The organism is Mesorhizobium sp. WSM4830, assembly GCF_055811495.1.
Genome location: NZ_JBVVQI010000004.1, coordinates 33,347 through 58,974 on the forward strand (window position 1 = coordinate 33,347; position 25,628 = coordinate 58,974).

General features: G+C 61.8%; 27 protein-coding genes and 1 tRNA gene. 19 read left to right on the forward strand and 9 right to left on the reverse strand.

Features of this window, described 5'->3' with window-relative positions; genetic code table 11:
• Positions 1-182: 182 nt before the first annotated feature.
• Both gap and tkt read right to left on the reverse strand, forming a co-directional pair.
• On the reverse strand, positions 183-1,193 hold the full coding sequence (gene gap, locus AC0L2Y_RS07145) for a type I glyceraldehyde-3-phosphate dehydrogenase (RefSeq protein WP_473554886.1): 1,011 nt from the start codon (positions 1,191-1,193) through the stop codon (positions 183-185).
• A 158-nt stretch (positions 1,194-1,351) separates the two neighbouring features.
• Positions 1,352-3,343: a transketolase gene (gene tkt / locus AC0L2Y_RS07150; RefSeq protein ID WP_473554888.1), complete on the reverse strand. Its 1,992-nt coding sequence runs from the start codon at positions 3,341-3,343 to the stop codon at positions 1,352-1,354.
• Between the two features lie 260 nt (positions 3,344-3,603).
• On the opposite strand from tkt, the gene AC0L2Y_RS07155 reads away from it, so the two are divergent.
• From AC0L2Y_RS07155 to AC0L2Y_RS07170, 4 genes are all read left to right on the forward strand, one after another.
• On the forward strand, positions 3,604-3,876 hold the full coding sequence (locus tag AC0L2Y_RS07155; protein WP_006200774.1) for a DUF4164 domain-containing protein: 273 nt from the start codon (positions 3,604-3,606) through the stop codon (positions 3,874-3,876).
• Between the two features lie 4 nt (positions 3,877-3,880).
• Complete coding sequence (locus AC0L2Y_RS07160; protein WP_254816554.1) at positions 3,881-4,246, forward strand: cell division protein ZapA; 366 nt, start codon at positions 3,881-3,883, stop codon at positions 4,244-4,246.
• A 174-nt stretch (positions 4,247-4,420) separates the two neighbouring features.
• A complete protein-coding gene (locus AC0L2Y_RS07165) occupies positions 4,421-5,080 on the forward strand; it encodes a peroxiredoxin (protein WP_352714312.1) in 660 nt (219 codons plus the stop codon).
• A 153-nt stretch (positions 5,081-5,233) separates the two neighbouring features.
• A complete protein-coding gene (locus AC0L2Y_RS07170) occupies positions 5,234-6,106 on the forward strand; it encodes an MBL fold metallo-hydrolase (RefSeq protein WP_473554892.1) in 873 nt (290 codons plus the stop codon).
• Positions 6,107-6,210: 104 nt separating this feature from the next.
• Here AC0L2Y_RS07170 and AC0L2Y_RS07175 read toward each other — a convergent pair whose 3' ends face one another.
• The 3 genes from AC0L2Y_RS07175 to AC0L2Y_RS07185 all read right to left on the reverse strand — a co-directional run bounded on the left by AC0L2Y_RS07175 (position 6,211) and on the right by AC0L2Y_RS07185 (position 9,212).
• Positions 6,211-6,720: a hypothetical protein gene (locus AC0L2Y_RS07175; RefSeq protein WP_352564601.1), complete on the reverse strand. Its 510-nt coding sequence runs from the start codon at positions 6,718-6,720 to the stop codon at positions 6,211-6,213.
• 352 nt (positions 6,721-7,072) lie between these two features.
• Positions 7,073-7,984: an RNA polymerase sigma factor RpoH gene (gene rpoH / locus AC0L2Y_RS07180; protein ID WP_023720954.1), complete on the reverse strand. Its 912-nt coding sequence runs from the start codon at positions 7,982-7,984 to the stop codon at positions 7,073-7,075.
• 187 nt (positions 7,985-8,171) lie between these two features.
• Positions 8,172-9,212, reverse strand: a complete 1,041-nt coding sequence (locus tag AC0L2Y_RS07185; RefSeq protein ID WP_473554895.1) for an RluA family pseudouridine synthase — start codon at positions 9,210-9,212, stop codon at positions 8,172-8,174.
• A 26-nt stretch (positions 9,213-9,238) separates the two neighbouring features.
• On the opposite strand from AC0L2Y_RS07185, the gene AC0L2Y_RS07190 reads away from it, so the two are divergent.
• From AC0L2Y_RS07190 to AC0L2Y_RS07200, 3 genes are all read left to right on the forward strand, one after another.
• Positions 9,239-9,622 carry a fimbrial protein gene (locus AC0L2Y_RS07190; protein ID WP_473554898.1) on the forward strand — a complete coding sequence of 128 codons (384 nt, stop codon included), beginning with the start codon at positions 9,239-9,241 and terminating at the stop codon, positions 9,620-9,622.
• Positions 9,619-10,026: a VOC family protein gene (locus AC0L2Y_RS07195; RefSeq protein ID WP_473554899.1), complete on the forward strand. Its 408-nt coding sequence runs from the start codon at positions 9,619-9,621 to the stop codon at positions 10,024-10,026. Before AC0L2Y_RS07190 ends, AC0L2Y_RS07195 begins: the two co-directional genes overlap by 4 nt.
• A gap of 90 nt (positions 10,027-10,116) precedes the next feature.
• A tRNA-Glu gene (locus AC0L2Y_RS07200) sits at positions 10,117-10,191 on the forward strand.
• A 514-nt stretch (positions 10,192-10,705) separates the two neighbouring features.
• Here AC0L2Y_RS07200 and AC0L2Y_RS07205 read toward each other — a convergent pair.
• The gene (locus tag AC0L2Y_RS07205) at positions 10,706-11,773 is read right to left on the reverse strand and encodes an adenylate/guanylate cyclase domain-containing protein (protein ID WP_473554900.1); all 1,068 of its coding nucleotides are present in this window, start codon (positions 11,771-11,773) and stop codon (positions 10,706-10,708) included.
• 116 nt (positions 11,774-11,889) lie between these two features.
• Here AC0L2Y_RS07205 and AC0L2Y_RS07210 point away from each other — a divergent pair, with 116 nt between their 5' ends.
• From AC0L2Y_RS07210 to AC0L2Y_RS07225, 4 genes are all read left to right on the forward strand, one after another.
• Positions 11,890-12,330 carry an SRPBCC family protein gene (locus AC0L2Y_RS07210; RefSeq protein ID WP_008873905.1) on the forward strand — a complete coding sequence of 147 codons (441 nt, stop codon included), beginning with the start codon at positions 11,890-11,892 and terminating at the stop codon, positions 12,328-12,330.
• A 410-nt stretch (positions 12,331-12,740) separates the two neighbouring features.
• Positions 12,741-13,322, forward strand: a complete 582-nt coding sequence (locus AC0L2Y_RS07215) for a VOC family protein (protein WP_473554902.1) — start codon at positions 12,741-12,743, stop codon at positions 13,320-13,322.
• Between the two features lie 27 nt (positions 13,323-13,349).
• Complete coding sequence (locus AC0L2Y_RS07220; RefSeq protein WP_473554903.1) at positions 13,350-14,228, forward strand: glutathione S-transferase family protein; 879 nt, start codon at positions 13,350-13,352, stop codon at positions 14,226-14,228.
• Positions 14,229-14,608: 380 nt separating this feature from the next.
• Positions 14,609-15,013 (forward strand): hypothetical protein, encoded by a 405-nt coding sequence (locus AC0L2Y_RS07225; RefSeq protein ID WP_473554905.1) that lies wholly within the window; start codon positions 14,609-14,611, stop codon positions 15,011-15,013.
• Between the two features lie 136 nt (positions 15,014-15,149).
• Here AC0L2Y_RS07225 and AC0L2Y_RS07230 read toward each other — a convergent pair whose 3' ends face one another.
• Complete coding sequence (locus AC0L2Y_RS07230; RefSeq protein ID WP_292655575.1) at positions 15,150-15,365, reverse strand: hypothetical protein; 216 nt, start codon at positions 15,363-15,365, stop codon at positions 15,150-15,152.
• Positions 15,366-15,698: 333 nt separating this feature from the next.
• Between AC0L2Y_RS07230 and AC0L2Y_RS07235 the strand changes: the two genes are divergently transcribed.
• Positions 15,699-16,670: a DUF2865 domain-containing protein gene (locus tag AC0L2Y_RS07235; RefSeq protein ID WP_473554908.1), complete on the forward strand. Its 972-nt coding sequence runs from the start codon at positions 15,699-15,701 to the stop codon at positions 16,668-16,670.
• Positions 16,671-16,760: 90 nt separating this feature from the next.
• Here the strand turns inward: AC0L2Y_RS07235 and AC0L2Y_RS07240 are convergent, their stop codons facing one another.
• Positions 16,761-17,114 (reverse strand): hypothetical protein, encoded by a 354-nt coding sequence (locus AC0L2Y_RS07240; protein WP_352564581.1) that lies wholly within the window; start codon positions 17,112-17,114, stop codon positions 16,761-16,763.
• 640 nt (positions 17,115-17,754) lie between these two features.
• Here AC0L2Y_RS07240 and pstS point away from each other — a divergent pair.
• From pstS to phoB, 6 genes are read left to right on the forward strand one after another with little or no spacing between them, the layout of a single operon-like run.
• The gene (gene pstS / locus AC0L2Y_RS07245; protein WP_473554910.1) at positions 17,755-18,816 is read left to right on the forward strand and encodes a phosphate ABC transporter substrate-binding protein PstS; all 1,062 of its coding nucleotides are present in this window, start codon (positions 17,755-17,757) and stop codon (positions 18,814-18,816) included.
• Positions 18,817-18,875: 59 nt separating this feature from the next.
• Positions 18,876-19,865, forward strand: coding sequence for a phosphate ABC transporter permease subunit PstC (gene pstC, locus AC0L2Y_RS07250; RefSeq protein WP_352634128.1), 990 nt, complete (start codon positions 18,876-18,878; stop codon positions 19,863-19,865).
• Positions 19,866-19,868: 3 nt separating this feature from the next.
• A complete protein-coding gene (pstA, locus tag AC0L2Y_RS07255) occupies positions 19,869-20,720 on the forward strand; it encodes a phosphate ABC transporter permease PstA (RefSeq protein WP_023720929.1) in 852 nt (283 codons plus the stop codon).
• Entirely contained in the window at positions 20,717-21,520 is an 804-nt protein-coding gene (gene pstB, locus AC0L2Y_RS07260; protein WP_292655560.1) for a phosphate ABC transporter ATP-binding protein PstB, read from the forward strand. Before pstA ends, pstB begins: the two co-directional genes overlap by 4 nt.
• A 32-nt stretch (positions 21,521-21,552) precedes the next feature.
• Entirely contained in the window at positions 21,553-22,260 is a 708-nt protein-coding gene (gene phoU / locus AC0L2Y_RS07265; RefSeq protein ID WP_254816572.1) for a phosphate signaling complex protein PhoU, read from the forward strand.
• Positions 22,261-22,276: 16 nt separating this feature from the next.
• The gene (phoB, locus tag AC0L2Y_RS07270) at positions 22,277-22,966 is read left to right on the forward strand and encodes a phosphate regulon transcriptional regulator PhoB (RefSeq protein WP_031212149.1); all 690 of its coding nucleotides are present in this window, start codon (positions 22,277-22,279) and stop codon (positions 22,964-22,966) included.
• A 9-nt stretch (positions 22,967-22,975) separates the two neighbouring features.
• Here the strand turns inward: phoB and AC0L2Y_RS07275 are convergent, their stop codons facing one another.
• The gene (locus tag AC0L2Y_RS07275; protein WP_473554914.1) at positions 22,976-24,220 is read right to left on the reverse strand and encodes an ROK family protein; all 1,245 of its coding nucleotides are present in this window, start codon (positions 24,218-24,220) and stop codon (positions 22,976-22,978) included.
• Between the two features lie 285 nt (positions 24,221-24,505).
• On the opposite strand from AC0L2Y_RS07275, the gene xylF reads away from it, so the two are divergent.
• On the forward strand, positions 24,506-25,546 hold the full coding sequence (xylF, locus tag AC0L2Y_RS07280; protein WP_292655550.1) for a D-xylose ABC transporter substrate-binding protein: 1,041 nt from the start codon (positions 24,506-24,508) through the stop codon (positions 25,544-25,546).
• Positions 25,547-25,628 lie beyond the last annotated feature (82 nt).

Genomic DNA, 25,628 nt, shown 5'->3' on the forward strand with positions numbered 1-25,628 from the left:
ACGGGAGAGTGGGGCGAAGACATGGCCGCTGCAAGGCAGCAGCGTGGCTTTTTGCCCCGCGCTGCCAATCGTCGAAAGTTTTGGCATCCCCGAGCAGCCGAGCCTGCCTAGGCGGTTCGTGCTGCAACGAAAAACGCCCGGACTGAGCCGGGCGTCTCCAGGTCGAGAAGATGGTTCTGCGATCAGGCGATGGTCTTGCCGAAGGCGACGGCGGTATCGCCCATGCGGTTGGAAAAGCCCCACTCATTGTCGTACCACGACAGCACCGAAACGAAGTTGCCGTCCATGACCTTGGTCTGGTCGAGCGCCACGATCGAGGAATGCGGATCGTGGTTGAAGTCGATCGAAACATTGGGGTGACGGGTAACGGCGAGGATGCCCTTCAGCTTGCCGTTCGAGGCAGTGATCACCGCGTCGTTGATTTCCTGGACGGTGGTCGGCCGCTTGGCGATGAACTTGAAATCGACGAGCGAGACGTTCGGGGTCGGCACGCGGATGGAGATGCCGTCGAGCTTGCCCTTGAGCTCGGGCAGTACCAAGCCGATGGCCTTGGCGGCACCGGTCGAGGTCGGAATCTGCGAAAGCGCGGCGGCGCGGGCGCGGTAGAGGTCCTTATGCATCGTGTCCAGCGTCGGCTGGTCGCCGGTGTAGGAATGGATCGTCGTCATCATGCCCTTCTCGATGCCGACCGCCTCATTCAGCACGGCCGCCAGCGGCGCCAGGCAGTTGGTGGTGCAGGAGGCGTTCGAGATGACGATGTGGTCCTTGGTCAGCTTGTCGTGGTTGATTCCATAGACGAGGGTCAGGTCGGCCCCCTCCGCCGGAGCGGAGACAAGAACGCGCTTGGCACCGGCGGTCAGATGGGCGACGGCCTTGTCGCGGGCGGTGAAGATGCCGGTGCATTCGAGCGCGATGTCGATGCCGAGTTCCTTCCACGGCAGTTGCGTCGGGTCCTTGATCGCGGTGACCTTGAATTTTTCCTTGCCGACGATGATCTGGTCGCCGTCAACCGTCACCTCATGCGGAAAGCGGCCATGCACGCTGTCGAAGCGCAGCAGATGCGCGTTGGTCTCGACCGGGCCGAGATCGTTGACCGCGACGACGTCGATATCCTTGCGGCCTGATTCATGGATGGCGCGCAGGATGTTGCGGCCGATGCGGCCGAATCCGTTGATGGCAACTCTGACGGTCATTGTTCTCTCCCTGGGAGTTGGAGGCCGAAGATCAAGTCCGCAGCTTCATAACGGCGGACGGGCAAAGAATCCAGCCGCCGGGGCACGGATTTAAATCGATTAGTGCTCGACCGCTCGGCAAAACCGCTATGCCAGCCTTTGCCGGGCGGGGCTCACTTTCATTTGCCGTGCAGACGGGCTTCCGCCGCCTTCACCGTTGCCTCGGCGGTGATGCCGAAATGCGGGTAGAGCTGTTCGATAGTGCCGGAGGCGCCGAAGCCGGTCATGCCGACAAAGATGCCGTCGGTTCCGATGAAGTGGTCCCAGCCCTGACGGATGCCGGCTTCGATGGCAATCTTGAGCGGCGCATTGCCGATCGTCCTGCTGCGATAGTCGGCGCTCTGTCTGTCGAACAATTCGAAGCAAGGCACCGAGACGACGCGGGTCGCGTGGCCGTGTTTTTCCAAGGCCTCGCGGGCAGCTAGCGCGATCTCGACCTCGGAGCCCGAAGCGAAGATCGTCACTTCCGCCTTGCCACTGGCGGCGGCAAGTTCATAGGCGCCGCGGCTGGAGAGGTTTTCCGCAACGAAGTCGTTGCGTACCGTCGGCAGGTTCTGCCGGGTCAGCGCCAATGTCGAGGGTGTCTTTACCGATTCAATGGCCAACTGCCAGCATTCCGCGGTTTCCACCGCATCGGCCGGGCGGAAGACATTGTGGTTCGGAATGGCGCGAAGTGCTGCCAGATGCTCGACCGGCTGGTGGGTCGGGCCGTCTTCGCCAAGGCCGATGGAATCATGGGTCATGACGAAGATCGAGCGGATGCCCATCAGCGAAGCAAGCCGCATCGCCGGACGGGCATAATCGGAAAAGCACATGAAAGTGCCGCCATAGGCGATAATGCCGCCATGCAATGTCAGCCCGTTGAGTGCGGCCGCCATGCCGTGCTCGCGAACGCCGTAGTGGACGTAGCGCTGGCCGTAATCGTCGGCGGTTATGTTCTTGGTTTGGCTGGTCTTGGTGTTGTTGGAGCCGGTCAAATCGGCCGAGCCGCCGATGGTTTCGGGTACGGCGCCGTTGATGACCTCCAGCGCCATTTCCGATGACTTACGGGTGGCGACCTTCGGCTTGTCGGCAGCGAGCTTCTTCTTGTAATCGCCAATGACGGCATCGAAGTTGGCCGGCAGCGTGCCACTGATGCGGCGTTCGAACTCTGCGCGCAATTTGGCGTCGGCCCTGGCAAGGCGGCCTTCCCAGTCGGTGCGTGCCTTGACGCCGGTCCGGCCGGCGGTACGCCACGCGTCGAGGATGTCGGCTGGAACCTCGAAGGGCGGATAATCCCAGCCGAAGAATTTTCTGGCGCCGGCGATTTCCTCGGCGCCGAGCGGCGAGCCATGCGCCTTGTTGGTGCCGGCCTTGGTCGGTGCGCCGAAGCCGATCGTGGTCTTGCAGGCAATCATCGTCGGCTTGTCGGAGTGGCGGGCCGCTTCGATGGCATAGGCGATCGCTTCCGGGTCCTGGCCGTCGATATGGCTGGCGTTCCAGCCGGACGCCTGGAAGCGGGCGACCTGGTCGGTGTTGTCGGCGAGCGACACCGGGCCATCGATCGAGATGTTGTTGTTGTCCCAGAAGACGATCAGCTTGTTCAGCTTCAGATGTCCGGCAAGCGCGATGGCTTCCTGGGATACGCCTTCCATCAGGCAGCCGTCACCGGCCAGTACATAGGTGTAGTGGTCGACGAGATCGTTGCCGAAAGCGGCATTCATGATGCGCTCGCCGAGCGCGAAGCCGACCGAATTGGCAAGGCCCTGGCCGAGTGGGCCTGTCGTCGTCTCGATGCCGGCGGCATGGCCGTATTCCGGGTGACCCGCCGTCCTCGACCCCAATTGGCGGAACTGCTTGATCTGGTCGATGGTGATGTCTTCGTAGCCGGTCAGATAGAGCAGCGAGTAAAGCAGCATCGAGCCGTGACCTGCCGAAAGGATAAAGCGGTCGCGGTCCGGCCAATGCGGGTTCTTCGGATCGTATTTGAGAAAGCGAGTGAACAGCACCGTGGCGATGTCGGCGCAGCCCATGGGCAGTCCGGGGTGGCCGGAATTTGCCTTCTCGACGGCGTCCATGGCGAGAAAACGGATCGCATTGGCCATCCGGTCATGTTGTTCGCGCGAGGTCATGCTTCCTCCAAAATGGGGGTTTGGGCCTTGGGAGAGCCCTTGAAAAGGGTGCGCGACACATAGCAGGCGCGGCCTTTTAGTCAACAAATCGGTGTGCTTTTGCCGGTCTTGTGATGGCCATGCGCGACTTACATTAGCGTTAGCAGGGGACAGTCGCGACAGCTTTATTGACGTGCGGTTCACACGGCGCGTAATGTTTCAGGGATAACGCGTTCTGAACGTGGATGATTCGGTGATGGGCAGGGCGCAGGACGAAAGCCATGACCGGGGAAACGACCCTCAAGGAAGTCATTGCCAGGCTGGGTAAGGCCATCGAAGGGCTGGAAAACGCCGTCGCGGCCAAGCTCGAGCACGAGCGGGACTATTCGGAAGCCGAGGCCGAAGTGCAGCGGATGAACGCCGACCGTTCGCGGCTGGCGCAGGAACTCGACAACTCCGAGGCCCGCGCCGAACGGCTGGAAGATGCCAACAAGGAAGTATCGCGAAGGCTGGTGACAGCCATGGAAACCATCCGCGCGGTACTGGACAGGTAGGCCAATGGCACAAGTCACGGTTTCCATCGACGGCAAGCAGTATCGGATGGCCTGCGACGAGGGCCAGGAAGAGCATCTGATCGATCTTGCAGAGCGCTTCGACCGCTATGTCTCGCATCTGAAGGATTCTTTTGGCGAGATCGGCGACCAGCGGCTGACCGTGATGGCCGGCATCATGGTCATGGACGAGCTTTCAGAACTGCAAAAGCGGGTCAAGGGCATGGAAAGCGAAGTGCTGACGCTGCGCAAGACGCGCGACGATGCACTGACCAAGGCCGACAAGAACGATTCCGTGCTGACCGGGGCGCTTGGCGCGCTGGCCCAGCGTATGGAAGACTTGGCGACGACGCTGGCAGTGAACAAGGCCTGAGCCAGCGCAGCGAAGATTCCTGCTGCATTTGCCGAGAAGCAATGAAAATATTTCGCCGCCGGCCTTGATGCCGGCGCAACAGCCGTTTGAAGGATGACGCCGGAGTGGTAGAAAGGCAAAAGCAGCGCCGGTCAACGCCGGCTGCGATCTGCACTCACAAGGTAGGGACACGCCATGAGCCTTCGTATCAACGACATCGCACCGGACTTCACCGCTGAGACCACGCAAGGGCCGATCAGCTTCCATGAATGGATCGGCGACGGCTGGGCGGTATTGTTCAGCCATCCGAAGAACTTTACGCCGGTTTGCACGACCGAACTCGGCACGATGGCCGGGCTCGAAGGCGAGTTCAGGAAGCGCAACGTCAAGATCATCGGCATCTCGGTCGATCCCGTCGAAAGCCATGGGAAGTGGCAGAACGACATCAAGACCGCGACCGGCCACTCGGTGAACTACCCGCTGATCGGCGACAAGGATCTCAAGGTCGCCAAGCTTTACGAGATGCTGCCGGCGGGTGCCGGCGAGAGCTCGGAAGGCCGCACGCCCGCCGACAATGCCACGGTGCGTTCGGTCTACGTCATCGGGCCCGACAAGAAGATCAAGCTGGTTCTCACCTATCCGATGACGACGGGACGCAACTTCGACGAAATCCTGCGCGCCATCGATTCCATGCAGCTGACCGCCAAGCACCAGGTGGCGACGCCGGCGAACTGGAAGCAGGGCGAGGACGTCATCATCACCGCTGCGGTCTCGAATGAGGATGCCATCAAGCGCTTCGGCGCCTTTGAGACGATCCTGCCATATCTCAGGAAAACCAAGCAGCCTTCTGCCTGAGCCGGCAGAGGCGGCACAGAGAATTTTTTGGTTTTCCTGGCCGTGTGAGCATGGGGTGCTTGACGATGCCTGGTTGACGGACAACCATGCCTTTTAATTTGCCGTGGCAGAGAAAATCCTTCCTGCCGTGGTGAGGGGCGAAGGAGGCTGGGATTGGACGCATTATCGGCGAGGTCGCAGGTCACCGGCTTCTATGACAAGCCGAGCGGGTCCGTCCAGTATGTGGTCGCCGACATGGCGACCCGCAAATGCGCCATCATCGATCCGGTGCTCGACTTCGACGAAAGGTCCGGTGCAACGGCGACGAAAAACGCCGACGCCCTGCTCGATTTCGTCAGGGAAAGCGGGCTGGAGGTCGAGTGGATCCTCGACACGCATCCGCATGCCGATCATTTCTCCGCCGCCCATTATCTGAGGGGGAGAACCGGAGCGCCGACGGCAATCGGCGAGAGGATCGTCGACGTCCAGAAATTGTGGAAGGTGATCTACAACTGGCCGGAATTCCCCGCCGACGGTTCGCAATGGGACAGGCTGTTCGCCGACGGCGCGACTTTTTCGGTCGGCGGCCTTCCGGCAAGAGTGCTGTTTTCGCCGGGCCACACACTGGCCTCGATCACTTACGTCATCGGCGACGCCGCCTTCATCCACGACACGCTGTTCATGCCGGACAGCGGCACCGCCAGGGCAGACTTTCCCGGCGGCAGCGCCGAGCGGCTCTGGCACTCGATCCAGGACATCCTGGCACTGCCGGACGAGACACGTCTGTTCGTCGGTCACGACTACCAGCCGGGTGACCGCGAAGCGCGCTGGGAAAGCACGGTCGCGGAGCAGAAAGCCGGCAACACCCATGTTGCCAGCTGCAAGACGGAAGCCGACTTTGTCGCGCTCCGCCAAGCCCGCGACAGGACGTTGCCGATGCCGCGGCTGATCCTGCATGCGCTGCAGGTCAATATGAATGGCGGACGCCTGCCGGAACCGGAATCCAACGGCCGTCGCTATCTGAAATTTCCGCTCGATTGCCTGTGAGGAGATGGGTCGCTGCCACTACAATGCCGTTCAGACTCGGCGCTGACCGCGTCGGCAGCCGGATGAGGAGCGGCGCAGACGCCAGCTAATTGCTTAGTCCAGCGTCAGGGTTTTGTTCGGCGGGCTAAATGTTCATACGTGATTTGCCAAGGGTCGCTCTCGGAAGATCTTTCCTCGCCGATCCAATGGAAGCTGCTGGCAGTGATCTCAGTGAAACGCCATCGAGTTTTCATCCCCCGTGAGTCATTGCCGAGCTGGACAATGTCCTTACCCTCGGCCCGGCCGATCTGGCACGAGTGATCCCGGTTGAGCGGGTCATTCCATATGATATGCCAGCCATCGATCCCAGGGTCGAAGATGCGCAAGGTCGTGCCATACATCGTCGACGGCGCAGGGCGCTTGGGCCTGATCCAAACGTCCTGAATCGCGCGGCCTTCGAGCACCCAGCCAAAATGGCACTCGCCATCCCATTTCTGGATTGTGCCGTCGTCGAGATAGTGGACCGAGTCCATTTCCCAGCTTCCAATTAGCCATCCATACAGGGCCATGTCTTTCGCCCGATCGGCTGGCGGACCCTCGGATCCGAGAGCGGCCAGAAACGGAGAAATGGTCATCGTCACACTGCCTTTGTTTCCGAACAGATGAGTTCAACTGCCCGGCGCGGCCCGGCGGGCCCGTTGTCGACCGTCTGAGCAAGCGCCGCCTTGTGGAATTTTGCGACGGAAGCCCGTGTCGGCGCCGGAACATTGTCGCCACAGCTTGCAGCGTTGCGGTTTCCAGGGCTTGGGGAAAATTGCGATAATGCCGCTATCAATGAGATCGCCTGCGGACACGATGGCGAGGCTACTGAGCAGTTTATGGCAGCGGATCGGACATCCGCGAAGGCGCCGCGGAACTGGCAACCCTCTAAAAAAACGGCGGCGCCAGGTATGTGGCGCCGCCGTTATTCGTTTCTATCTGAAGGCTTTACGCTGCGGGCTGCGCCTCGATGGTGCGCAGCGCCTGCATCTGGCGCTTGGCTGCGGCCTTGACCGCGTCCTGCACCTTCTCGAAGGCGCGCACCTCGATCTGGCGCACGCGCTCGCGGCTGATATCGAACTCGGCCGACAGCTCTTCCAGCGTCAACGGCTCATCGGCGAGGCGGCGCGCCTCGAAGATGCGGCGTTCGCGGTCGTTGAGCACGGCAAGAGCGCCGGACAGCATGCCGCGCCGGTTTTCCAGCTCGTCCTGCTCGATCAGCATCTCTTCCTGGCTTTCGTGGTCGTCGACCAGCCAATCCTGCCATTCGCCGGACTCGCCTTCACTGGCCCGGATGGGCGCATTGAGCGAGGCGTCGCCCGACAGACGGCGGTTCATCGACACGACTTCCGCTTCCGAGACGTTCAGCCGGGTAGCGATCTCGGTGATCTGGTCGGGCTTCAAATCGCCTTCGTCGAGCGCCTGGATCTTGCCCTTCACCTTGCGCAGGTTGAAGAACAGGCGCTTCTGGTTGGCGGTGGTGCCCATCTTGACCAGGCTCCACGAGCGCAGGATGTATTCCTGGATCGAGGCCTTGATCCACCACATCGCATAGGTGGCGAGACGGAAGCCGCGCTCCGGTTCGAATTTCTTGACGGCCTGCATCAGGCCGACATTGCCTTCCGAGATCACCTCGCCGATCGGCAGGCCGTAGCCGCGATAGCCCATGGCGATCTTGGCGACGAGCCGAAGGTGGCTGGTGACGAGCTTGTGCGCAGCCGTGGTGTCCTCATGCTCGGCATAGCGCTTGGCGAGCATGTACTCTTCCTGCGGCTGAAGCATCGGAAAGCGGCGGATTTCTTCCAGGTAGCGGCTGAGACCGCCTTCGCCGGAAACGATGCTGGGTAATGACTGGGCCATGATAGCGCCCCCTCTCTATTGGAGTGATGCCCCCGAAACGCGGCGGGCATGTGGCGCGAATGCCAAAGGCACATTCGCGCCAACCGACATATATAGGAACAAAACCAGAAAGACAGGCATTTGTTCAACACGAAACAGTGTGTCACGTTGAAGTGAACAACGCCGGTCAGGTTTTCAGGTGGTTGGTTCAGAGCTTGCGGAAGCCGTCGACGAGTTCCTCCATGTCCCACGGTATCGGTGCTTCGAACCTCATCGTTAGATGGGTATCCGGATGCCGAAATGCAAGGAGGCGGGCGTGCAAAGCTTGTCGCGGAAACGCTTTTACCTTGCTCCTTAGCGGCTCGGGCAACCGATTGGCCTTGGTGCGGAAAGCCTGGCCGTATTCGGGGTCGCCAATCACCGGATGGCCGATATGGGCCATGTGGACGCGTATCTGGTGGGTGCGACCGGTTTCCAGCCGGCATTCGACCAGGCTCGCCGTGGCGAATTCCTGCTGCTGCTCGCCAAAGCGCTCGACGACGGTGAAATGCGTTATGGCATGGCGGGCATCGTCGCGGCCTTGCGGTACCACGGCACGGCGTACCCGGTCGGCGGCGCGGCCGAGCGGCGCGTCGACCGTCCCGGTCGGCCTTGCCGGTATGCCCCAGACCAACGCCAGATACGCGCGCTCGAGATCGCCGGTCAGGCCGTGGTCGGCAAAGGCCTCCGACAACGCCTTGTGGGCGCGATCGGCCTTGGCGACGGCCATGACGCCGCTGGTCTCCTTATCGAGGCGATGGACGATGCCCGGCCGCCTCACCCCGCCGATGCCCGACAGGCTGTCGCCGCAATGATGGATCAGCGCGTTGACCAGCGTGCCGGTCCAGTTGCCGGCGCCGGGATGCACGACCAGCCCGGCCGGCTTGTTGATGACGATCAGCGCGCTGTCCTCGTAGAGGACGTCCAGCGCAATATCTTCGCCTTGTGGCTCAGCCGGTTCCGGCTCCGGCATGTCGACCGACACGCTGTCACCTTGTGCCATCTTGCGCTTCGTTTCGTCGACCTGCCTGCCGCCGATCCTGACCGCGCCCTGCTTTATCAGCATCTGCACGCGGCTGCGCGACATGTCGGGGCCGAGCCTGGCCGCCAGCCATTGGTCGAGCCGCTGGCCGGCCGCATCGGCGCCCGCCTCCAGCACGATCGGTCCGGCCCCTATTAATTGTCTGGCCTCTTCGCTATGAGCGCTCATCGAAAATAGTTCCGGAATCTGCTGCCATGGCCCGGCCGCTTGCCGACGAAGACGAGGAAAAGCCGCTCGACCCCGAGGTCGAAAAGGTGCGGCGGAAGCTCGTCCGCTTCGTCGCCATCAATCTCGGCCTGCTGTTCCTCGCCCTTATGGTGGTGATCGCGGCGCTTGTCTACAAAGCGCGCAACGCACCGCCTGCCGCCCCGCCGTTGACCAGTGACATCCAGGTGCCGATCGGCGAGACGGTCAACGGCGACATCGTGCTGCCGGTCGGCGCCAGGGTGATCAGCCAATCGCTCTCCGGCAATCGCCTGTCGATCGACGCCGAACTGCCCGACGGCAGCCGCGCTATTTTCGTCTATGACATCACTGAGCGCCGCATCGTCGGCCGTTTTTCGATCAGGAACAAATGACCGGTTTTGCCGAACACCGCAGCATTGCCACGGTCGCGCTTATCGTCGCAAACTATGACGAAGCGATCTCGTGGTATGTCGACCGGCTGGGTTTTGTCCTCACCGGAGATGTCGATCTCGGCAGCGGCAAGCGCTGGGTCACCATCACGCCGGGCAACGGGCAGGGCGCGCGCCTGCTTCTCGCCGAGGCATCCGGCGATGCGCAAAGGGACGCGATCGGCAACCAGACCGGCGGACGGGTCTTTTTGTTCCTCGAAACCGACGATTTTGCCCGTGACCATGCGCTGATGCTCGAAAAGGGCATCGAATTCCGTGAGGCGCCACGCCATGAAGCCTATGGCACTGTGGCGGTTTTCGCCGATCTCTATGGCAATCTCTGGGACCTGATCGAGCCAAAACGCTAGGCTTGCAGCGGATATTTCACCGGCGCGACAGGCAGCCTTAAGCCTAGTTGCTTTTTGCCAGCCGTCAGCCTATATCGCCGGTTCTTGAACGCGCCCATCGTCTAGCGGTCAGGACACCGCCCTCTCACGGCGGGAACAGGGGTTCGATTCCCCTTGGGCGTACCAAGTCTCTCCAAGCTCTCGGCAAACCATCAATCCGATCCATCGCCTTGGGTCGCGGCGGGTTTGGCTCATTGCCGCTTCTGGCGCAGCGGAGCCGATTGCACTAGCATTGAATCATAGGTTTTGAGGCACAGCTTTAGCGCGCGCAGAACGTCGCGCTGAACAGGGCAGTCGATGCCGCGCGGGAGGAGCCAGATACAGAAACTACAATCGCAAGGCGTCCATCACGCTGGTCGGCACTGCCTGGAGCCGACCTGAGCTACAGCTGCCGGCGGCGGATCGTTTTGGCGAGCTTGGCGAAGGCGCCTCTCCCTCGAAGGGTGGATGCCGGGAATACTCGGCCCTTAGCACCGGCCAGCGAAGCTGCGCGCGACGCGCATGGCTGGGCTCTAAACGCGCCATACTCCAGTTGCAGTATCATAGCTTCTTTGCCGTTCGAATTTCTCTCATTCATGGCTTCGCACGATACCAAGATATGCTGCGAACGACACAGCCACGGCGCGCTCAACCATTCGATCTATTCCGGCAAGCCGAAAAGTGTTTGCGCGCCTGCTATTCCTCCGAGCGGATGACTGCCCATGGCGATCATCGGCTCGGTAGTTTCTGCCTCGAACGCTGTCGACGCGAGCACCGTCCGTCCTAACGGCTTGCACAGCCCTTCGATGCGGCTGACAAGATTTACAGCCTTGCCGATCGCGGTGAAGTCCAACCTGCCGGCAGTGCCGATATTCCCCCAGAGTATCTCGCCGACATGCAGGCCAATGCCATATCCGAGCTCAGGGCCGCCATTGCGGCGCCGAGTTTGGTTGAGGTGATCTATCCCGGCGCGCGTGGCCTTCACGGCGCGTACCGCAGCGTCACATGCGGCATTTGCATCGCGCTCGCCAATCGGGAAGATCGCGAGGACGCCATCACCTATAAACTTGAGAATCTCACCACCAAATGCGTGCACCGCGCCGGCGACGCAATCGAACCAGGCATCAAGTACCAATACGATCTCGTCTGCATCTAGAACCTCGGATAGATCGGTGAAACCTCGAAGGTCCGCGCACAGAAGCGCAGCCCGTATCGTCTCTCCCTTTACTCGACGAGAATGACCGTTGAGCACATGTGCTGCACTGCGCTTTCCCAAATATGCTTCGAGCAATGCGCGTTTCGCGGACCGTTCCGCGAGTGCGGTCATCGGAGCCGCAGCAAACCGGGAGACTTGCCGCAGCAGCTCTGACTGCGCCTCATCCGGAGTATGATCGAACGCCCACACCAAAGTCGGTGCGACACCGCCCGCTCGCTCGTCGAACACGATCGCCCGCGTCGTGCCAAGCCACTCCCGCAGCACGAGCCGGGGATCGGCATTCTGGCCGTCGGCGCCTATCCCCAAAGCCTCGACCACTTCACCCCCAGGCGCTCGCCAGAGCCAGATGCGGCGTGAAATGATCGGGTCGGGAGCATCCTGCGCCAGCGCGCCGGCGATGATCGGCAAGCCGTCTTCCATCAAATGCGTTGAGAGCTGCAATAGAAGTCGCCCACCGTCGCCAATATGCGCGGCGTCGTCCAGAAGGAATGAAAGCGAGCTTGCGAGAAGCATCGGTAGAAGGTCACTCGGCACCGGCTTATGCTTACGCCTCGAACATCTTCTTGCAACTCCCCATATTCGCTTCAATCATGCACGGCATTCGATGCGGATGTGACCTGGAGTGAGCGATGGCGGAATCGGTTTACACAGAGATTGAGGTCGCCGCGCCACAAGCGACCGTGTTCGCGCTTTTGACGGATCCGGACCAGATCGTGCGATGGATCGGGACCGAAGCGAATTTGGATGCAACGCCGGGCGGTCTGTTCCTCGTCAATGTCGGTGGTCGCCATATGGCGCGCGGTGAGTTCACCGAGGTGATCCCGGTCCACCGTCTTGCCTACAGTTTTGGCTGGGAAGACAACGAGACCGTGCCGCCCGGCTCCAGCCATGTCGAGATCGACCTGATCGCAAGGGATGCGGGGACACTGATCCGCTTCACGCACAGCGGACTGCCGAACGCAAAGGAGCGTGACAGCCACCGAAGGGGATGGGAGCACTACCTCTCAAGGCTGAAGATCACTGCCGATGGGGGACATGTCGATCCCGACGTGCCGATGAAGAATATGTGATTTTCATCTAAGGGCGCCCGTAATCCGAACCAGGCGCGGCATGCGTCAACCAGCCTCCTTGACCTGCCGTCGCCAAACCGGCCGCTCGGGAAACCCAGCGACCTGCGGGCTGCCGCACCATTACCGCTGCCGGCGACGGATCGTTTCGGCGAGCTCGGCGAAGGCGTCCGCGATCCCGGTGCCGCTCTTGGCGCCTGCGTGGAGTTCTTGAAGCTCAGCGCTTCTGGCGTAATGCCTCGGATTGAATTAGCATCCGTTCATCAAAGCTCCGGCCGCACTCCTGCAGGATGCGGAATGCGCAGCGCAGGCGAGCGAGGCCGGGCGCGGTCACATGCCGGGCGCTGATCCAAGCGCGACTGGGCATCCGAACTTCCGTTCGGCGGCAAGACGGCGTGGCCGGGAGGAATCAGATGCAAAAACTGCAATCACAAGGCGTCCATCACATCACACTGGTCGGCGCCGGGCGCCAGACCTCGATCGATTTCTGGGAGGGCGTGCTCGGCATGCCTTTCATCTTCGAGCAGCCCAATCTCGACAAGGCGAGCGAAAGCCACCTCTATTTCGACCCAGGCGATGGGCGGCTGATCACGGTCTTCACCGACGAGAGCCGCGCGGCGGTCAAGCGGCGCACGCCGACCGATACGGGCTGCGTCCATCACATCGCTTTCGCGGTGTCGCGCGTCACCTTTTTGCAGGCGGTCGCCCGGCTCGACGAGCGCGCCATCAAGCACAGCGGCGTCAAGGATCGCGGTTTCATGGACTCGATCTATTTCGAGGATCCGCTTGGCCTGTTGATCGAGCTCGCCTCCTACCGTTTCGAGCCGCCGGCGGGCTTCACCCATGCCGACGTGCTGATGCAGGCGCACAAGATCCGCGTCGCGCGCGGCGACTACAACATCGCCGAAGTGCACCTTGCCGATGCGATCCAGGCGCTTGTCGAGCGCTCGCGCGCAACCTTGTCGGAGGATCGCGCACCGAAAAATCCATACTGACGACACGCCAAACAAAGGGAGGACATAATGGCAAAGACAGCAACGAAGAGTGCGAAAAAGCCCACGGCCAAGACTTCGGCACCGATGACAGGCAAGCCAGGAGCGAAGCCGGCGGCCAAAGCTGCCGCCAGGTCAGCGGCGAAAGTGGCAAGGCCGGCGGCGAAGGTCTCCGCCAAAAAGCCCGCGAAGGCCAAGGTGAAACCGGCGAAAAAGCCGGCGCTGACGCTCAGCATGCTGAAGCCGAGCGTCAACAATATGAGCGTTCGGGTGTTTGCGCGCGCCGCCGGGCTCGACCATTCCGAAACCGACGTATGGGGCCACACGCGCTCGCCCGAATATATGGCGCGAAACCCCGCCCATCTGACACCGATGATCGAGGACAAGGGCCTGCCGAGAGGTGTCTTGTGGGAAAGCTGCGCCATCATGCAGTACCTCGCCAACAAGCACGGGCTGGATAAACTATATCCCAAGGCGCCGGCCAAGCGGGCAATGATCGACAGCGCCATGTTCTACCTGATCGGGACGCTCTACCCCTATGTGGCGCGCGCCACCTATCCGGCACTGAATTTCCCGCAATATGCCGGCGAGGTCGGCCACAGCGACGCTGATCCCGACAGGAAGTCGGAAGCCCAGAAGGCCGCTATGGAAGCGATAGCCGAGCCGCTGGAGGTGTTTCACAGCTTCTTCAGGAACGGCAAGCCGTTCATCGGCGGCAAGAACCCGTCGATCGCCGACATCCGGCTGGCGGCGACGCTCGAATTCCTCGCCGTCATCGACTATGCGCTACCCCAATGGGCAAAAGACTATATGGCGGCGATCGAGAAGAAGCTCGGCAAGGCCTATGCCGAGCCGGCCGGCGATGTGCGCGGCTATATCGCCTATGTGCGGTCGCAGGCCAACGCCTGAGGCACGTACAGGCCGGCGATCGTCCGCGCGTTCTGCAGGAGCCTGCAATGATCTGGGGTAATTCTTTTTTACTCTCCCCTGTTTGCACGATGTGGGGAGCTTAAGGTTTCGTTAACCGAAACCCTTTCTACTGTATCCACCTCCAGCCCGCGACCACGGATGTACTGGCGCGGATGGAAAGCAAAGGTCGGCTGCGCGCCGGCCTTTTGCTTGTGGCAGCCCTGCCGAAGTTGCGGCTGTCGGCGCTTCACGGCGCCTGCATGGCTGATGAAGTGCGTTGCCGGCATCTTGTCATCGCCCCCATCTTGTCATCGCCGATGTCGGCCCTACCATCGAAGTAGTCCCGTCCTCGAGGGCGGTTCAAGGACAGAGGCCCTGTCATGAAAAGCATTGCTGGAATGGTGGTGATCGCAGGCGCTATGCTGGCGGGTGCAGCCGGTCAATCGAATGCAGCGACGCTCAACACCATGCCCGAGGTCGGGGCTGCCATCCAGGCGTGCTGGACCCCGCCGGCGAATGCCGGGAATTCCACCGTCACCCTGAGCTTCAGCTTCAGGCGCAATGGCACGCTGATCGGCCGGCCCAAGCCGACCGCCATCCGCGTGGCCGGCGACGAGAAGGCGCGGCAAACTTTTGTCGATGCGGCGATTGCGGCCGTGGACCACTGCCTGCCGTTGAGCCTTTCACCGGCGCTGGCCGAAGGCATCCCGGGCAAGGTGTTCACTCTGCAATTCAACTCGCCCAAACAAAAACAGCCTGCAACGCGAGTGCAGGCTTCGCCTTGATCTTTTCCGACATCCGGATTCCACTTTTCGGGACCTAATGCATGTCGCGCAAAGTGTGCAGCGGTTTTGCGACAACGACATGCATTAGACAAGAACCTAAGCGCGTCACATGAGGCCCTGTCGACCGCGATGCGCTCTAGTGGCGGCTTCGTCTCGCCTCGACATGTCGTGCCAGTTCCGGCATCTCGAAGACATAGTCGCTCCAGGCCGATTCCGGTATCTGGCCGGCGAGATAGCACTCCAGTAAAAGCCTCTGCTCGTGGTCGAGTGGCCTCGGCGCACGTTCATGGTCCAGCCCAAGAGAATGGAACAGACTTTTGGTCAGGTCCGCGACCGTGAAGTGGATCGACATTTGCGGTCTCCTCCTTTGGCCGCTCAACGCCGAACCCAGGGCTAAGGTTTCAGCAACGGTCGGCCGGTAACGCCGGATTGATCGCGATGCGGAACCCGCCGCGCGCATCAAACTTCGCCGTGGCGGGCGTCCGCCGGCGTTGCTGCCGGTTCGTCTCAATCTTGAAATAAAAATGTAATATTGAGTTTACACGAGTTGATCTAATACACTGGAGCTAAAGTCTCTGTCGGCAGTTCGATCTACTTCAATTAGGTGAAACTGATTTAGCTAGTACTTATCTATAGTCGACAAAGAAATCCTGTTCTCGGCGCAACAAGGATAATGGTCGTTCCAATGACACGCTTCTGGCTCTTCACGATTCTGATGCTAGTGTCGGCAATAGCCGTTGCGCTCGGCACATCCTTCTCCTACGCGGATAGCTGCGGTGCTATCAGGAGCCAATTGCTTTCGGCGGGGCGCAGCGGCGGGACCAGCCCCGAGCTTGCCCAACTGCACCGGCAACTCGCCGCGCTTCAAAAGCTGGAGAGACAACGCCGATGCACGGTGAAAACGGCCGGTTTCTTCTTCAATCCCTGCGCCGACCTGGTCAGCAGCAAGGCGGAGGCGCAACGGCAGATCGCCAGACTGTCGAATTCGGGCAGGGACACCTCCGGATTAAAGGCCAGGTTTGTCGCGCTGGGCTGCGCCGCCCCCGCTGCCAAGAAACAGCCGGCGCAGCAACGCACAGCACCCAAAGCCCAGTCCGCAGGCACAACAATTGGCGGCAATCGGATGCTGTTTTGCGTCCGCTTGTCGGACGGATATTTCTTCCCCGCGCCAAAATCGCAGTTCGCCAAGAGCGACGATCTGAAGGAAACGGTCGATCAGTGCCGCTACATCTGCGACGATGCCGGCGTCGACCTCTATACGCTGAGCGATGCCACTCGCGAGACCGAAGAGATGGTCGGGCTCCAGTCGGGAAAACCCTATGTGGAGCTACCTGCCGCGTTCCGGTACCGCGACGACGCGAACTTCAAGGCCTGCGACGTCAAGCGCTATTACCGGCGCGTCGCCGAACTCAGGGCACGAACCGTGACACCGGCCAACATGAGCAACGCCATCATTCCGTTGCCTACGGCAAAGCCGGATTTTGGCATCGTCGCGGAAATTCCTGAATCCGGGATCGAAACCGCCGGTGCCGCTGCCGCAGAGGCAAAAACGCAAGCTGCCGAGGTGCAAGGGGCTGCCCAGCATCAGTCGATCGAAAAAGCGGTTGGCGCGCGGCCGGTGAGAGTGGTCGGGCCGGCCTTTTTCCCGGCGGACTGACCAAGGCGGGCGATGGTCCGAGACGGCGAACGGCTGGCCGGATAGCCGCCTCAAGGCCTGGAGCCGTGCGCATCGATCGACGTCTGCCGGTTATTCGCAGACCATGCGGGCCCGTTTGCCGGGCTCGCTGACGTTCCTGCAAGTTAGCGGCTTCGTCGGCTCCGGCGACAGCACGGGCGGGTTGACGGCAACCCTTCTCCGTGGCGCTGCAACCGAAGCTGCGCTCCTGCGCACCGCCGGCCTTTTCGGCGTTTGCGGCGCCACTGGAAAGACGTCGGTCTCCAGTTGCGACTGTTCGGCTTGCGCCTGCGGCGAAGGCCGGTCCCAGAAACGGCGAACATCGAGCGGCTTGGGAATGATGACGGTGCCGTCATAGCTGCGCGCGCAGCCGCTTCCCAGAGGCAGCGCCAGGCACAGGAAGACAGGCAGAATCCGTCGAAACATCGGCAATACCCCTGCAAGCTTATAACGCTGCTTCGGCCTAACCGACAACCGGCGGAATAGGGCGAAGGGAGTAGATACGGTGAGGTAGAGGTCGTCGCACTTCCGGTCGAAGGCCTTGCTCGAAGATCGAGCGCGGATCGAGGTCCAGCGCGCGTTAAACCTTGCGATTCGTCAACGCTTCCAGCTTAAGGCCATGGTGCGATCGCACCATACCAAAGCCGCGCTCAGTGGCGACAATGGGATATTCGAAGTTCCGCTCCTCCAGTTACGGGCGGGAGCAGCGACCGCCGGCAAGAAACAGGGTCAGATTTACCCCAACGGACCTGTTTCGGCGATGGCGCGGCCATGACACGTTCTGGCTGCATGCAACGCGCTCCCGTCCGGCTTTTTTCTTTTAAAGCCGGTGGCTGCGATCGCCGACGAGACGATGCCGGCCGGAATTCACGCAAGCTGCTGATTCCAGCGGCAAACCGCGGCCCACTCCGACAAAGGCCGCGTTCGCTCCTTCTTAATCCGGCTGGACGACGTTACCGGAGCGACATGAAACTGTCATGCGACTGTAATAATCGGGGGCTATTGGCCTCAGCGGGCGCCGGAGGAATGGCGCCGAGAGACCATATTCCGAACAGGAGCAGGCCACATGAGACATTTCATCCGCTCGGCGGCCGTTGCGATTGCAATGGCTGCGGCGACGACCACCCTCACCCTGTCCGCCGCGCTCGCCGCGGACATCTCCGGCGCCGGCGCCACCTTCCCCTACCCGATCTATGCGAAGTGGGCCGACACCTACAAGAAAGACACCGGCGTTGGCCTTAACTACCAGTCGATCGGTTCCGGCGGCGGCATCAAGCAGATCAAGGCCAAGACCGTTACCTTCGGCGCTTCGGATGCGCCGCTCAAAGGCGAAGAGCTTGAAGCGTCCGGACTGGCTCAGTTCCCGATGGTGATGGGCGGCATCGTTCCCGTCGTCAATCTCGAAGGCATCAAGCCGGGCGAGTTGGTTCTCGACGGCCCGACGCTGGCCGACATCTTCCTCGGCAAGATCACGAGCTGGGATGACGAGGCGATCAAGAAGCTCAATCCCGACGTCAAGCTGCCTTCGCAGGCGATCGCGGTCGTTCATCGTTCCGACGGTTCGGGCACGACGTTCAACTTCACATACTATCTCGGCGACGTCAGCGCGGACTGGAAGGAAAAGGTCGGCGTCGACAAGGCAGTGGAATGGCCCGTCGGCATCGGCGCCAAGGGCAATGAGGGCGTTGCCAACAACGTCGCCCAGACCGGCGGCGCGATCGGCTATGTCGAATACGCCTACGCCAAGCAGAACAAGCTCACCCACACCGACATGATCAACAAGGACGGCAAGAAGGTCGAACCGACCGCGGCGGCGTTCTCGGCAGCAGCGGCCAATGCCGACTGGAGCTCGCAGCCGGGCTATGGCGTCATCCTCGCCAACGAGCCGGGCGCCGAGTCCTGGCCGATGACGGCTGCCACGTGGATCCTCCTGTACAAAAAGCCGGACGACGCCGCGACGACCGGCGAAGCGCTCAAATTCTTCGCCTGGGCATACGACAAGGGCGACGAGATGGCCGGCGAGTTGGACTACGTTCCGATGCCCGACAAGGTGGTCGAGAGCGTCAAGGCCATGTGGGCCAAGGAAGTCGTCGGCGACGACGGCAAGCCGCTCTACTCGGCCATGTAATCTCCTCCAGGGAGGGCGTCGATGGCGTCCTCCCTGTTGCCTTCAATCGCGAGGACCCAATGACCATCGCTTCCGATGCCATGCCATCATCCGCAGCAGCCCGGGCCAGGGAAGCTACGGTGCGGCGCTTCGCGCTCACAGATGCCATATTCCGCGGTCTCACCCGCGCTTCCGCAATTCTGGTACTGGTCATCCTCGGCGGTGTCGCGATCTCGCTGTTTGCCGGCTCATGGCAGGCGCTGTCGTCCTTCGGTTTTTCTTTCCTGACGACTGAGAGCTGGAATCCGGTCACGGAAAAATTTGGCGCACTGGCGCCGATCTACGGCACCCTGGTCACGGCGGCCATCGCCATCCTGATCGCGGTCCCGATCGGCATCGGCATTGCAATCTTTCTCACCGAGCTCTGCCCGCGCCCGCTCAGGCGCCCGATCGGCATAGCGGTCGAGCTGTTGGCCGGCATTCCCTCGATCATCTACGGCATCTGGGGCCTGTTCGTGTTCGCGCCGTTCCTGCAGACGACGATACAGCCCTTCATCATCAACATCTTTCACGGCGTACCGGGACTATCCAGCCTTTTCGCCGGCCCTCCTTACGGCATCGGACTTCTGACCTCGGCGCTGATCCTCGCCATCATGGTGTTGCCATTCATCACCTCGATCACCAAAGACGTCTTCGATACGGTGCCGGCGGTGCTGAAGGAATCGGCTTACGGCATCGGATGTACGACCTGGGAAGTGACCCGGCGCGTGGTCATTCCCTATACCCGCATCGGCATCATGGGCGGCGTCATGCTTGGCCTCGGCCGCGCGCTCGGTGAGACCATGGCGGTGACCTTCGTCATCGGCAACGCCCACCGCATCAGTGCCTCCCTGTTCGCGCCGGGCACGACCATCTCGGCCACCATCGCCAATGAATTCACCGAAGCCGACGGCGATCTCTACACCTCCTCGCTGGTTTCGCTCGGCCTGATCCTGTTCGTCATCACCTTCCTGATCCTTGCCGCCGCCCGCTATATGCTGATGCGGATCGACGCCCGTACGGGAGCCTGACCGATGTCGACATCCTCATCGCTCCACAGCCGCCGCAAAGCCAGGAATTCGGTGATGATGGCGCTTTGCGTCGTCGCTGCCGGTATCGGGCTTGCCTGGCTGGCGCTCATCCTCGGCGCACTGGTCTATAAGGGCACAGCCGGGCTTTCGTTCGCGGTCTTCACCGAGATGACGCCACCACCCGGCGAGGCGGGCGGCCTGCTCAACGCCATCGCCGGCAGCCTGCTGATGACGATCATCGCGGTTGTCGTCGGCACGCCGATCGGCGTGCTGGCGGGAACCTACATGGCCGAGTATGGACGTTTCTCGCGCATCACCACCGTCGTCCGCTTCATCAACGACATCCTGTTGTCGGCGCCGTCGATCATCATCGGCTTGTTCGTCTATGAATTGATGGTGCGGCCAATGGGGCATTTCTCGGCCATTGCCGGTGCCGTGGCGCTTGCCATCCTGGTCATTCCGGTGGTCGTGCGCACCACCGAAGACATGCTCAACCTGGTACCGAACGCGTTGCGCGAAGCCGGCGCCGCGATCGGCGCGCCGCGCTGGGTGGTGATCCGTTCGGTCGCCTATCGCGCCGCATTGTCCGGCATCGTTACCGGCATATTGCTGGCGATAGCACGCATTTCCGGCGAGACGGCGCCGCTGCTCTTCACTGCGCTCAACAACCAGTTCTGGTCGAGCAATATCAACGCGCCGATGGCCAGCCTGCCGGTGACCATCTTCCAGTTCGCTCTCAGCCCTTACGAGGAATGGCAGCAGCTGGCGTGGACCGGCGCACTCATAATCACCCTGACGGTTCTGGGCTTGAGCATCCTCGCCCGCAGCCTTACCGGACGCAGAGAGGACAGATGACGCAGATGTTGTCCCCAGACATGACGATGACCGAAACGGTCGCCGAGAAGACGAAGATCGAGGTCAAGAACCTCAACTTCTACTACGGCCAGAGCAAGGCGCTGAAGGACATTAGCCTGTCGCTGCCCGAGCGCAGTGTCACGGCCTTCATCGGCCCATCGGGCTGCGGGAAATCGACGCTGCTGCGTGTGTTCAACCGCATCTATGAGCTCTACCCGAAACAGACGGCCGAGGGCCAGGTGCTGCTCGACGGCAAGAACATTCTCGACCGGTCGCAAGATCTCAATCTGCTGCGCACCAAGATCGGCATGGTGTTCCAGAAGCCGACGCCGTTCCCGATGTCGATCTACGAGAACATCGCCTTCGGCGTCAGGCTCTACGAGAACCTCGGCAAGTCCGAGATGGACGGCCGCGTCGAACAGGCGTTGAAGCGCGCCGCGCTGTGGAGCGAGGTCAAGGACAAGCTCAACGCCAGCGGCTTGAGCCTGTCCGGCGGCCAGCAGCAGCGGCTCTGCATCGCCCGCACCGTGGCGGTGAAGCCGGAAGTCATTCTGCTCGACGAACCGGCGTCCGCACTCGACCCGTTGTCGACCGCAAAAATCGAGGAGCTGATCGACGAATTGCAAGCCGACTACACGATCGTCATCGTCACCCACAACATGCAGCAGGCGGCGCGCGTGTCGCGCCAGACCGCCTTCATGTATCTGGGTGAACTGGTCGAGTTCGACCGGACCGAGAAGATCTTCACGTCGCCCCGAGAGAAGCGCACGCAGGATTACATCACCGGCCGCTTCGGCTGAGCCGTTCCGATCATGCATATGAGGACAGGACCATGGGCGAACACACAGTCGCTTCTTTCGACGAGGATCTCGAGCAGATCAGCAAGCTGATCCGCGACATGGCCGACCTCGCCGGTTCGATGGTCGGCGGGGCGACCAAGGCCCTGTTGAATTCCGACAACGTGTTGGCGCAACGCGTCGTTTCCGACGACGCCATCATGGATGCGCGTCAACGCGAACTGGACGACCGCGCCATCACCCTGATCGCCAAACGCCAGCCGATGGCCCACGATCTCCGCCATGTGGTCGGAGCGATCCGCATGGCCGGCGACCTCGAACGCATCGGCGACCTTGCCAAGAATATCGCCAAGCGTGTGAGTGCGGTCGGCCTCAGCGTCACGCCGCGCGACTTGTCGCATTCCATCGACGCGATGGCGCAGCTGGTGCTCATCCAGGTGCAGGGCGTTATCGAGGAATATGCTGCAGGCGATGCGGCCGCGTTGGCCAAGCTGCGTGCCGCCGACGAGCGCATTGACGTCAAATACACGTCCGTGTTCCGCGAGCTGTTGACCTACATGATGGAAGATCCGCGCAACATCACTGCTTGCACGCATCTGCTGTTCTGCGCCAAGAATCTGGAGCGGATCGGCGACCATGTCACCAACATCGCCGAAAATGCGTACTATGTGCTGACCGGCGAGCAATTGCCGGTCAATCGTCCGAAGCAGGACGAAACGACAATGTCCGCGCCGGTGACATGATGGGGGTGCCCAGCCGATGATCGCACCACGCATAATGGTGGTGGAGGACGAGGAGCCGTTGGGTGTGCTGCTCCGCTACAATCTCGAATCCGAAGGCTACCAGGTCGAGGTAGTGACACGCGGCGACGAAGCCGAGATCCGTTTACAGGAGAATGTGCCCGACCTTCTGGTGCTCGACTGGATGATACCAGCGGTTTCCGGCATCGAGCTCTGTCGTCGGTTGCGGGTGCGCCCCGAAACCGAGCGGTTGCCGATCATCATGCTGACCGCGCGCGGCGAGGAGAGCGACCGGGTGCGCGGTCTTTCGACCGGCGCCGACGACTATCTGGTCAAACCGTTTTCGACGCCGGAATTCATGGCCAGGGTCAAGGCGCTGCTGCGCCGCGCCAAGCCGGAAGTGCTGTCCAGCGTGCTGAAGGTCGGCGACATCGTGCTCGATCGCGAATCGCACAGGGTCTATCGCAAGAAGAGCGAGATCAGGCTCGGGCCGACCGAATTCCGGCTGCTCGAATTCATGATGCGGCATCCGGGCCGCGTCTTCTCGCGCAGCCAGTTGCTCGATAATGTCTGGGGCGAGACGATCTATATCGATGAACGCACCGTCGACGTGCATGTCGGGCGGCTGCGCAAAGCGGTCAACAACGGCCGCATGCCGGATGTCATCCGCACCATCCGCGGTGCCGGCTATGCGATCAGGGAAGATTGACCCGCCTGGTCAGGCGACGTTCTTTCGGACGCCGGGCCTCATTTGCGCGCCCGGCGCGAAAATCTCCTGGTCGACAAAGCTTAACGCCCGCATCGCGCAGCCTTCGCGGATCAGCGGCAATTCGTTTGGTTCGGTGTCGAAGGAGATCGAGCCGGAGTGCTGGCCACCGGCCGTCTGGGCGATTGCCTGGCGCAAGGCCGGCTCGATCAGATCGAAGGCGGCGGCACTGGCGCCCACCATCGCGACCGGTGCCGGATCGATCAGCGCAAACAGCGAGCCGAGACCGAAACCCAGCGCCTCGCCGGCCTTACGGTAGGCCTCGCGTTCCGGCCCATCCTTCTCGCGCGCCCGGGCCGCCAGTGCGCGCATGTCGGCGTCGCTGACGTCGGCGACCGGTTCGCTGTCTTCGCTCATCTGCCTGGCGTTGCGCCAGATGGCGTAGTTGCCGGCATAGGCCTCGATGCAGCCGCGCCGCCCGCAACGGCAGAGCGCGCCGCCCGGACGATGGATCATGTGGCCAAATTCGCCGCCCGAGGAATGCGTGCCGGTGAACAGTTCGCCCTTCAGCACCAGCCCCATGCCGATGCCATGCGAAAGCAGGATGGCGATGAAGTCGTCGCGATAGCGATCCGGATTGCGCCAGCGCAAAGCCACCGCCATCATGTTGCAGTCGTTCTCCACCGTTGCCGGGATGCCGAATTCGTCCTCCAGCATGTCGGCAAAGGCGATGTCGGTCTGCGGGGTGATCGGCGACCACAGCATGGCGCGTGCAGGGGAGTCGGTAATGCCCTGGATAGCCAGCGCGATGCGGGCGACACTGCGGACGTCAAGGTCTGGATCCTCAAGCCGGCGCCGGACGATGGCCATGCATTCACGGATCAACTCGTCGCGCGGCATGGTCAGCGTATCCAGCCGGCGCTGTTCCTCGGCGACCACCTGTCCAGCATAGTCGATGATGGCGGCCGACAGGAAATTCAGCGACAACACCACGGTCAGCACCGCCGCAGCTTCCGGGTTGAGGGCGAGGCCGACCTGCGGACGACCGCGTTTCAACGAAACAGGCTCACTTGCCTTGCTCTCGGCGAGGATGCCTTCCCGTATCAGGTCGGAGGAGATCGCCGATATGGTCGAATGACTGAGGCCGGTGGTTGCTGCGATCTCCGTACGCGATGGCTGGCCGGCCCGGCGCACCGCCGAGATCACCATCGCCCGGTTGCGCCGGCGCAAATCGTCATGGCGGATTCCGACCGACATCGTTTGCTTTCCTCCCGGTTGCCGCGGCCGCTCATGAACCGGAAGCCGTCGGTAATGTCCGACAAATAGTGTCGGATGCAGGCAAATAGTGTCAGATGCCGGTGGCGCTGTCATCGTTTATTCCGACGCTCGAAAAAACTCGCAGAGTCATCAAAATCCATCAGAATCGATGTTGACAGCAGCCGGAGATCGGGCCAGTATTTTTTCGAGGCTCGAAAAAATTAGAGCTTCTAAGCTGGTCTTTGAGCCAATTGGTCACGCCGTACGCGGCGCAGGGAGGATATGATGAAGAAATTCACGACCGCCATTCTGGCGGGTGTCGCCATGACGCTGGCGCTGGCGTCGGTGGCGCAGGCTAAAGACAAGGTCATCGGCGTCTCCTGGTCGAACTTCCAGGAAGAGCGCTGGAAGACCGACGAGGCCGCAATGAAGGCGGCCATCGAGGCCGCAGGCGACAAGTATATTTCCGCCGACGCGCAGTCCAACCCCGGCAAGCAGCTCACCGACGTCGAGAGCCTGATCTCGCAGGGCGCCAACGCACTGATCATCCTGGCCCAGGACGCTTCAGCCATCGGGCCAGCCGTGCAAAAGGCGCTGGACGAAGGTATTCCGGTTGTCGGCTACGACCGGCTGATCGAGAACAAGGACGTCTTTTACCTGACCTTTGACAACAAGGAAGTCGGCCGCATGCAGGCCCGCGAAGTCTTCAAGGTGAAGCCGGAAGGCAACTACGTCTTCATCAAGGGCTCGGGTGCCGATCCGAATGCCGATTTCCTGTTTGCCGGTTCGATGGAAGTGTTGAAGGACGCAATAGACAGCGGCAAGATCAAGAATGTCGGCGAGGCCTATACCGACGGCTGGCTCCCGGCCAACGCCCAGAAGAACATGGAACAGTTCCTGACCGCGAACGACAACAAGGTCGATGCAGTGGTCGCGGCCAATGACGGCACTGCCGGCGGCGTCGTCGCCGCACTGACGGCACAAGGGCTGGCCGGATCTGTTCCGGTCTCGGGCCAGGACGGCGACCACGCCGCGCTGAACCGCATCGCGCTCGGCACACAGACCGTGTCGGTGTGGAAGGACGCGCGCGAGCTCGGCAAGAACGCCGCCGAGATCGCCTCGCAACTGGCCGACGGCAAGCAGATGACCGACATTGCCGGCGTGAAGGATTTCACCACGCCCGGCGGCAATACCGTCAAGTCGCTGTTCCTGACCCCGGTCGCCATCACCAAGGATAACCTCAACGTCGTCATCGACGCCGGCTGGATCAAGAAAGAAGAGGTCTGCGCCGGCGTGGCGGCGGGCACTGTTGCAGTCTGCAACTGAGCCGACGTTTCCGAGACGTCCGAACGCCGCGGCCGCTCGCCGCGGCGTTTTTTCAAGAAGAGTTGTTTTTCCGCTTCCGGCG

What these genes read in the sequence shown, in the direction of transcription:
- AC0L2Y_RS07235 (WP_473554908.1), top strand. Translation starts at nt 15,699, where the DNA reads ATGACACGCTTCTGGCTCTTCACGATTCTGATGCTAGTGTCGGCAATA.
- tkt (WP_473554888.1), bottom strand. Translation starts at nt 3,343, where the DNA reads ATGACCTCGCGCGAACAACATGACCGGATGGCCAATGCGATCCGTTTT.
- AC0L2Y_RS07215 (WP_473554902.1), top strand. Translation starts at nt 12,741, where the DNA reads ATGCAAAAACTGCAATCACAAGGCGTCCATCACATCACACTGGTCGGC.
- AC0L2Y_RS07230 (WP_292655575.1), bottom strand. Translation starts at nt 15,365, where the DNA reads ATGTCGATCCACTTCACGGTCGCGGACCTGACCAAAAGTCTGTTCCAT.
- xylF (WP_292655550.1), top strand. Translation starts at nt 24,506, where the DNA reads ATGAAGAAATTCACGACCGCCATTCTGGCGGGTGTCGCCATGACGCTG.
- AC0L2Y_RS07155 (WP_006200774.1), top strand. Translation starts at nt 3,604, where the DNA reads ATGACCGGGGAAACGACCCTCAAGGAAGTCATTGCCAGGCTGGGTAAG.
- AC0L2Y_RS07240 (WP_352564581.1), bottom strand. Translation starts at nt 17,114, where the DNA reads ATGTTTCGACGGATTCTGCCTGTCTTCCTGTGCCTGGCGCTGCCTCTG.
- AC0L2Y_RS07205 (WP_473554900.1), bottom strand. Translation starts at nt 11,773, where the DNA reads ATGCTTCTCGCAAGCTCGCTTTCATTCCTTCTGGACGACGCCGCGCAT.
- AC0L2Y_RS07220 (WP_473554903.1), top strand. Translation starts at nt 13,350, where the DNA reads ATGGCAAAGACAGCAACGAAGAGTGCGAAAAAGCCCACGGCCAAGACT.
- AC0L2Y_RS07190 (WP_473554898.1), top strand. Translation starts at nt 9,239, where the DNA reads ATGGCCCGGCCGCTTGCCGACGAAGACGAGGAAAAGCCGCTCGACCCC.
- AC0L2Y_RS07225 (WP_473554905.1), top strand. Translation starts at nt 14,609, where the DNA reads ATGAAAAGCATTGCTGGAATGGTGGTGATCGCAGGCGCTATGCTGGCG.
- AC0L2Y_RS07160 (WP_254816554.1), top strand. Translation starts at nt 3,881, where the DNA reads ATGGCACAAGTCACGGTTTCCATCGACGGCAAGCAGTATCGGATGGCC.
- gap (WP_473554886.1), bottom strand. Translation starts at nt 1,193, where the DNA reads ATGACCGTCAGAGTTGCCATCAACGGATTCGGCCGCATCGGCCGCAAC.
- AC0L2Y_RS07165 (WP_352714312.1), top strand. Translation starts at nt 4,421, where the DNA reads ATGAGCCTTCGTATCAACGACATCGCACCGGACTTCACCGCTGAGACC.
- phoU (WP_254816572.1), top strand. Translation starts at nt 21,553, where the DNA reads ATGGGCGAACACACAGTCGCTTCTTTCGACGAGGATCTCGAGCAGATC.
- AC0L2Y_RS07195 (WP_473554899.1), top strand. Translation starts at nt 9,619, where the DNA reads ATGACCGGTTTTGCCGAACACCGCAGCATTGCCACGGTCGCGCTTATC.
- pstC (WP_352634128.1), top strand. Translation starts at nt 18,876, where the DNA reads ATGACCATCGCTTCCGATGCCATGCCATCATCCGCAGCAGCCCGGGCC.
- AC0L2Y_RS07210 (WP_008873905.1), top strand. Translation starts at nt 11,890, where the DNA reads ATGGCGGAATCGGTTTACACAGAGATTGAGGTCGCCGCGCCACAAGCG.
- pstA (WP_023720929.1), top strand. Translation starts at nt 19,869, where the DNA reads ATGTCGACATCCTCATCGCTCCACAGCCGCCGCAAAGCCAGGAATTCG.
- AC0L2Y_RS07275 (WP_473554914.1), bottom strand. Translation starts at nt 24,220, where the DNA reads ATGTCGGTCGGAATCCGCCATGACGATTTGCGCCGGCGCAACCGGGCG.
- AC0L2Y_RS07185 (WP_473554895.1), bottom strand. Translation starts at nt 9,212, where the DNA reads ATGAGCGCTCATAGCGAAGAGGCCAGACAATTAATAGGGGCCGGACCG.
- pstS (WP_473554910.1), top strand. Translation starts at nt 17,755, where the DNA reads ATGAGACATTTCATCCGCTCGGCGGCCGTTGCGATTGCAATGGCTGCG.
- rpoH (WP_023720954.1), bottom strand. Translation starts at nt 7,984, where the DNA reads ATGGCCCAGTCATTACCCAGCATCGTTTCCGGCGAAGGCGGTCTCAGC.
- AC0L2Y_RS07175 (WP_352564601.1), bottom strand. Translation starts at nt 6,720, where the DNA reads ATGACCATTTCTCCGTTTCTGGCCGCTCTCGGATCCGAGGGTCCGCCA.
- pstB (WP_292655560.1), top strand. Translation starts at nt 20,717, where the DNA reads ATGACGCAGATGTTGTCCCCAGACATGACGATGACCGAAACGGTCGCC.
- phoB (WP_031212149.1), top strand. Translation starts at nt 22,277, where the DNA reads ATGATCGCACCACGCATAATGGTGGTGGAGGACGAGGAGCCGTTGGGT.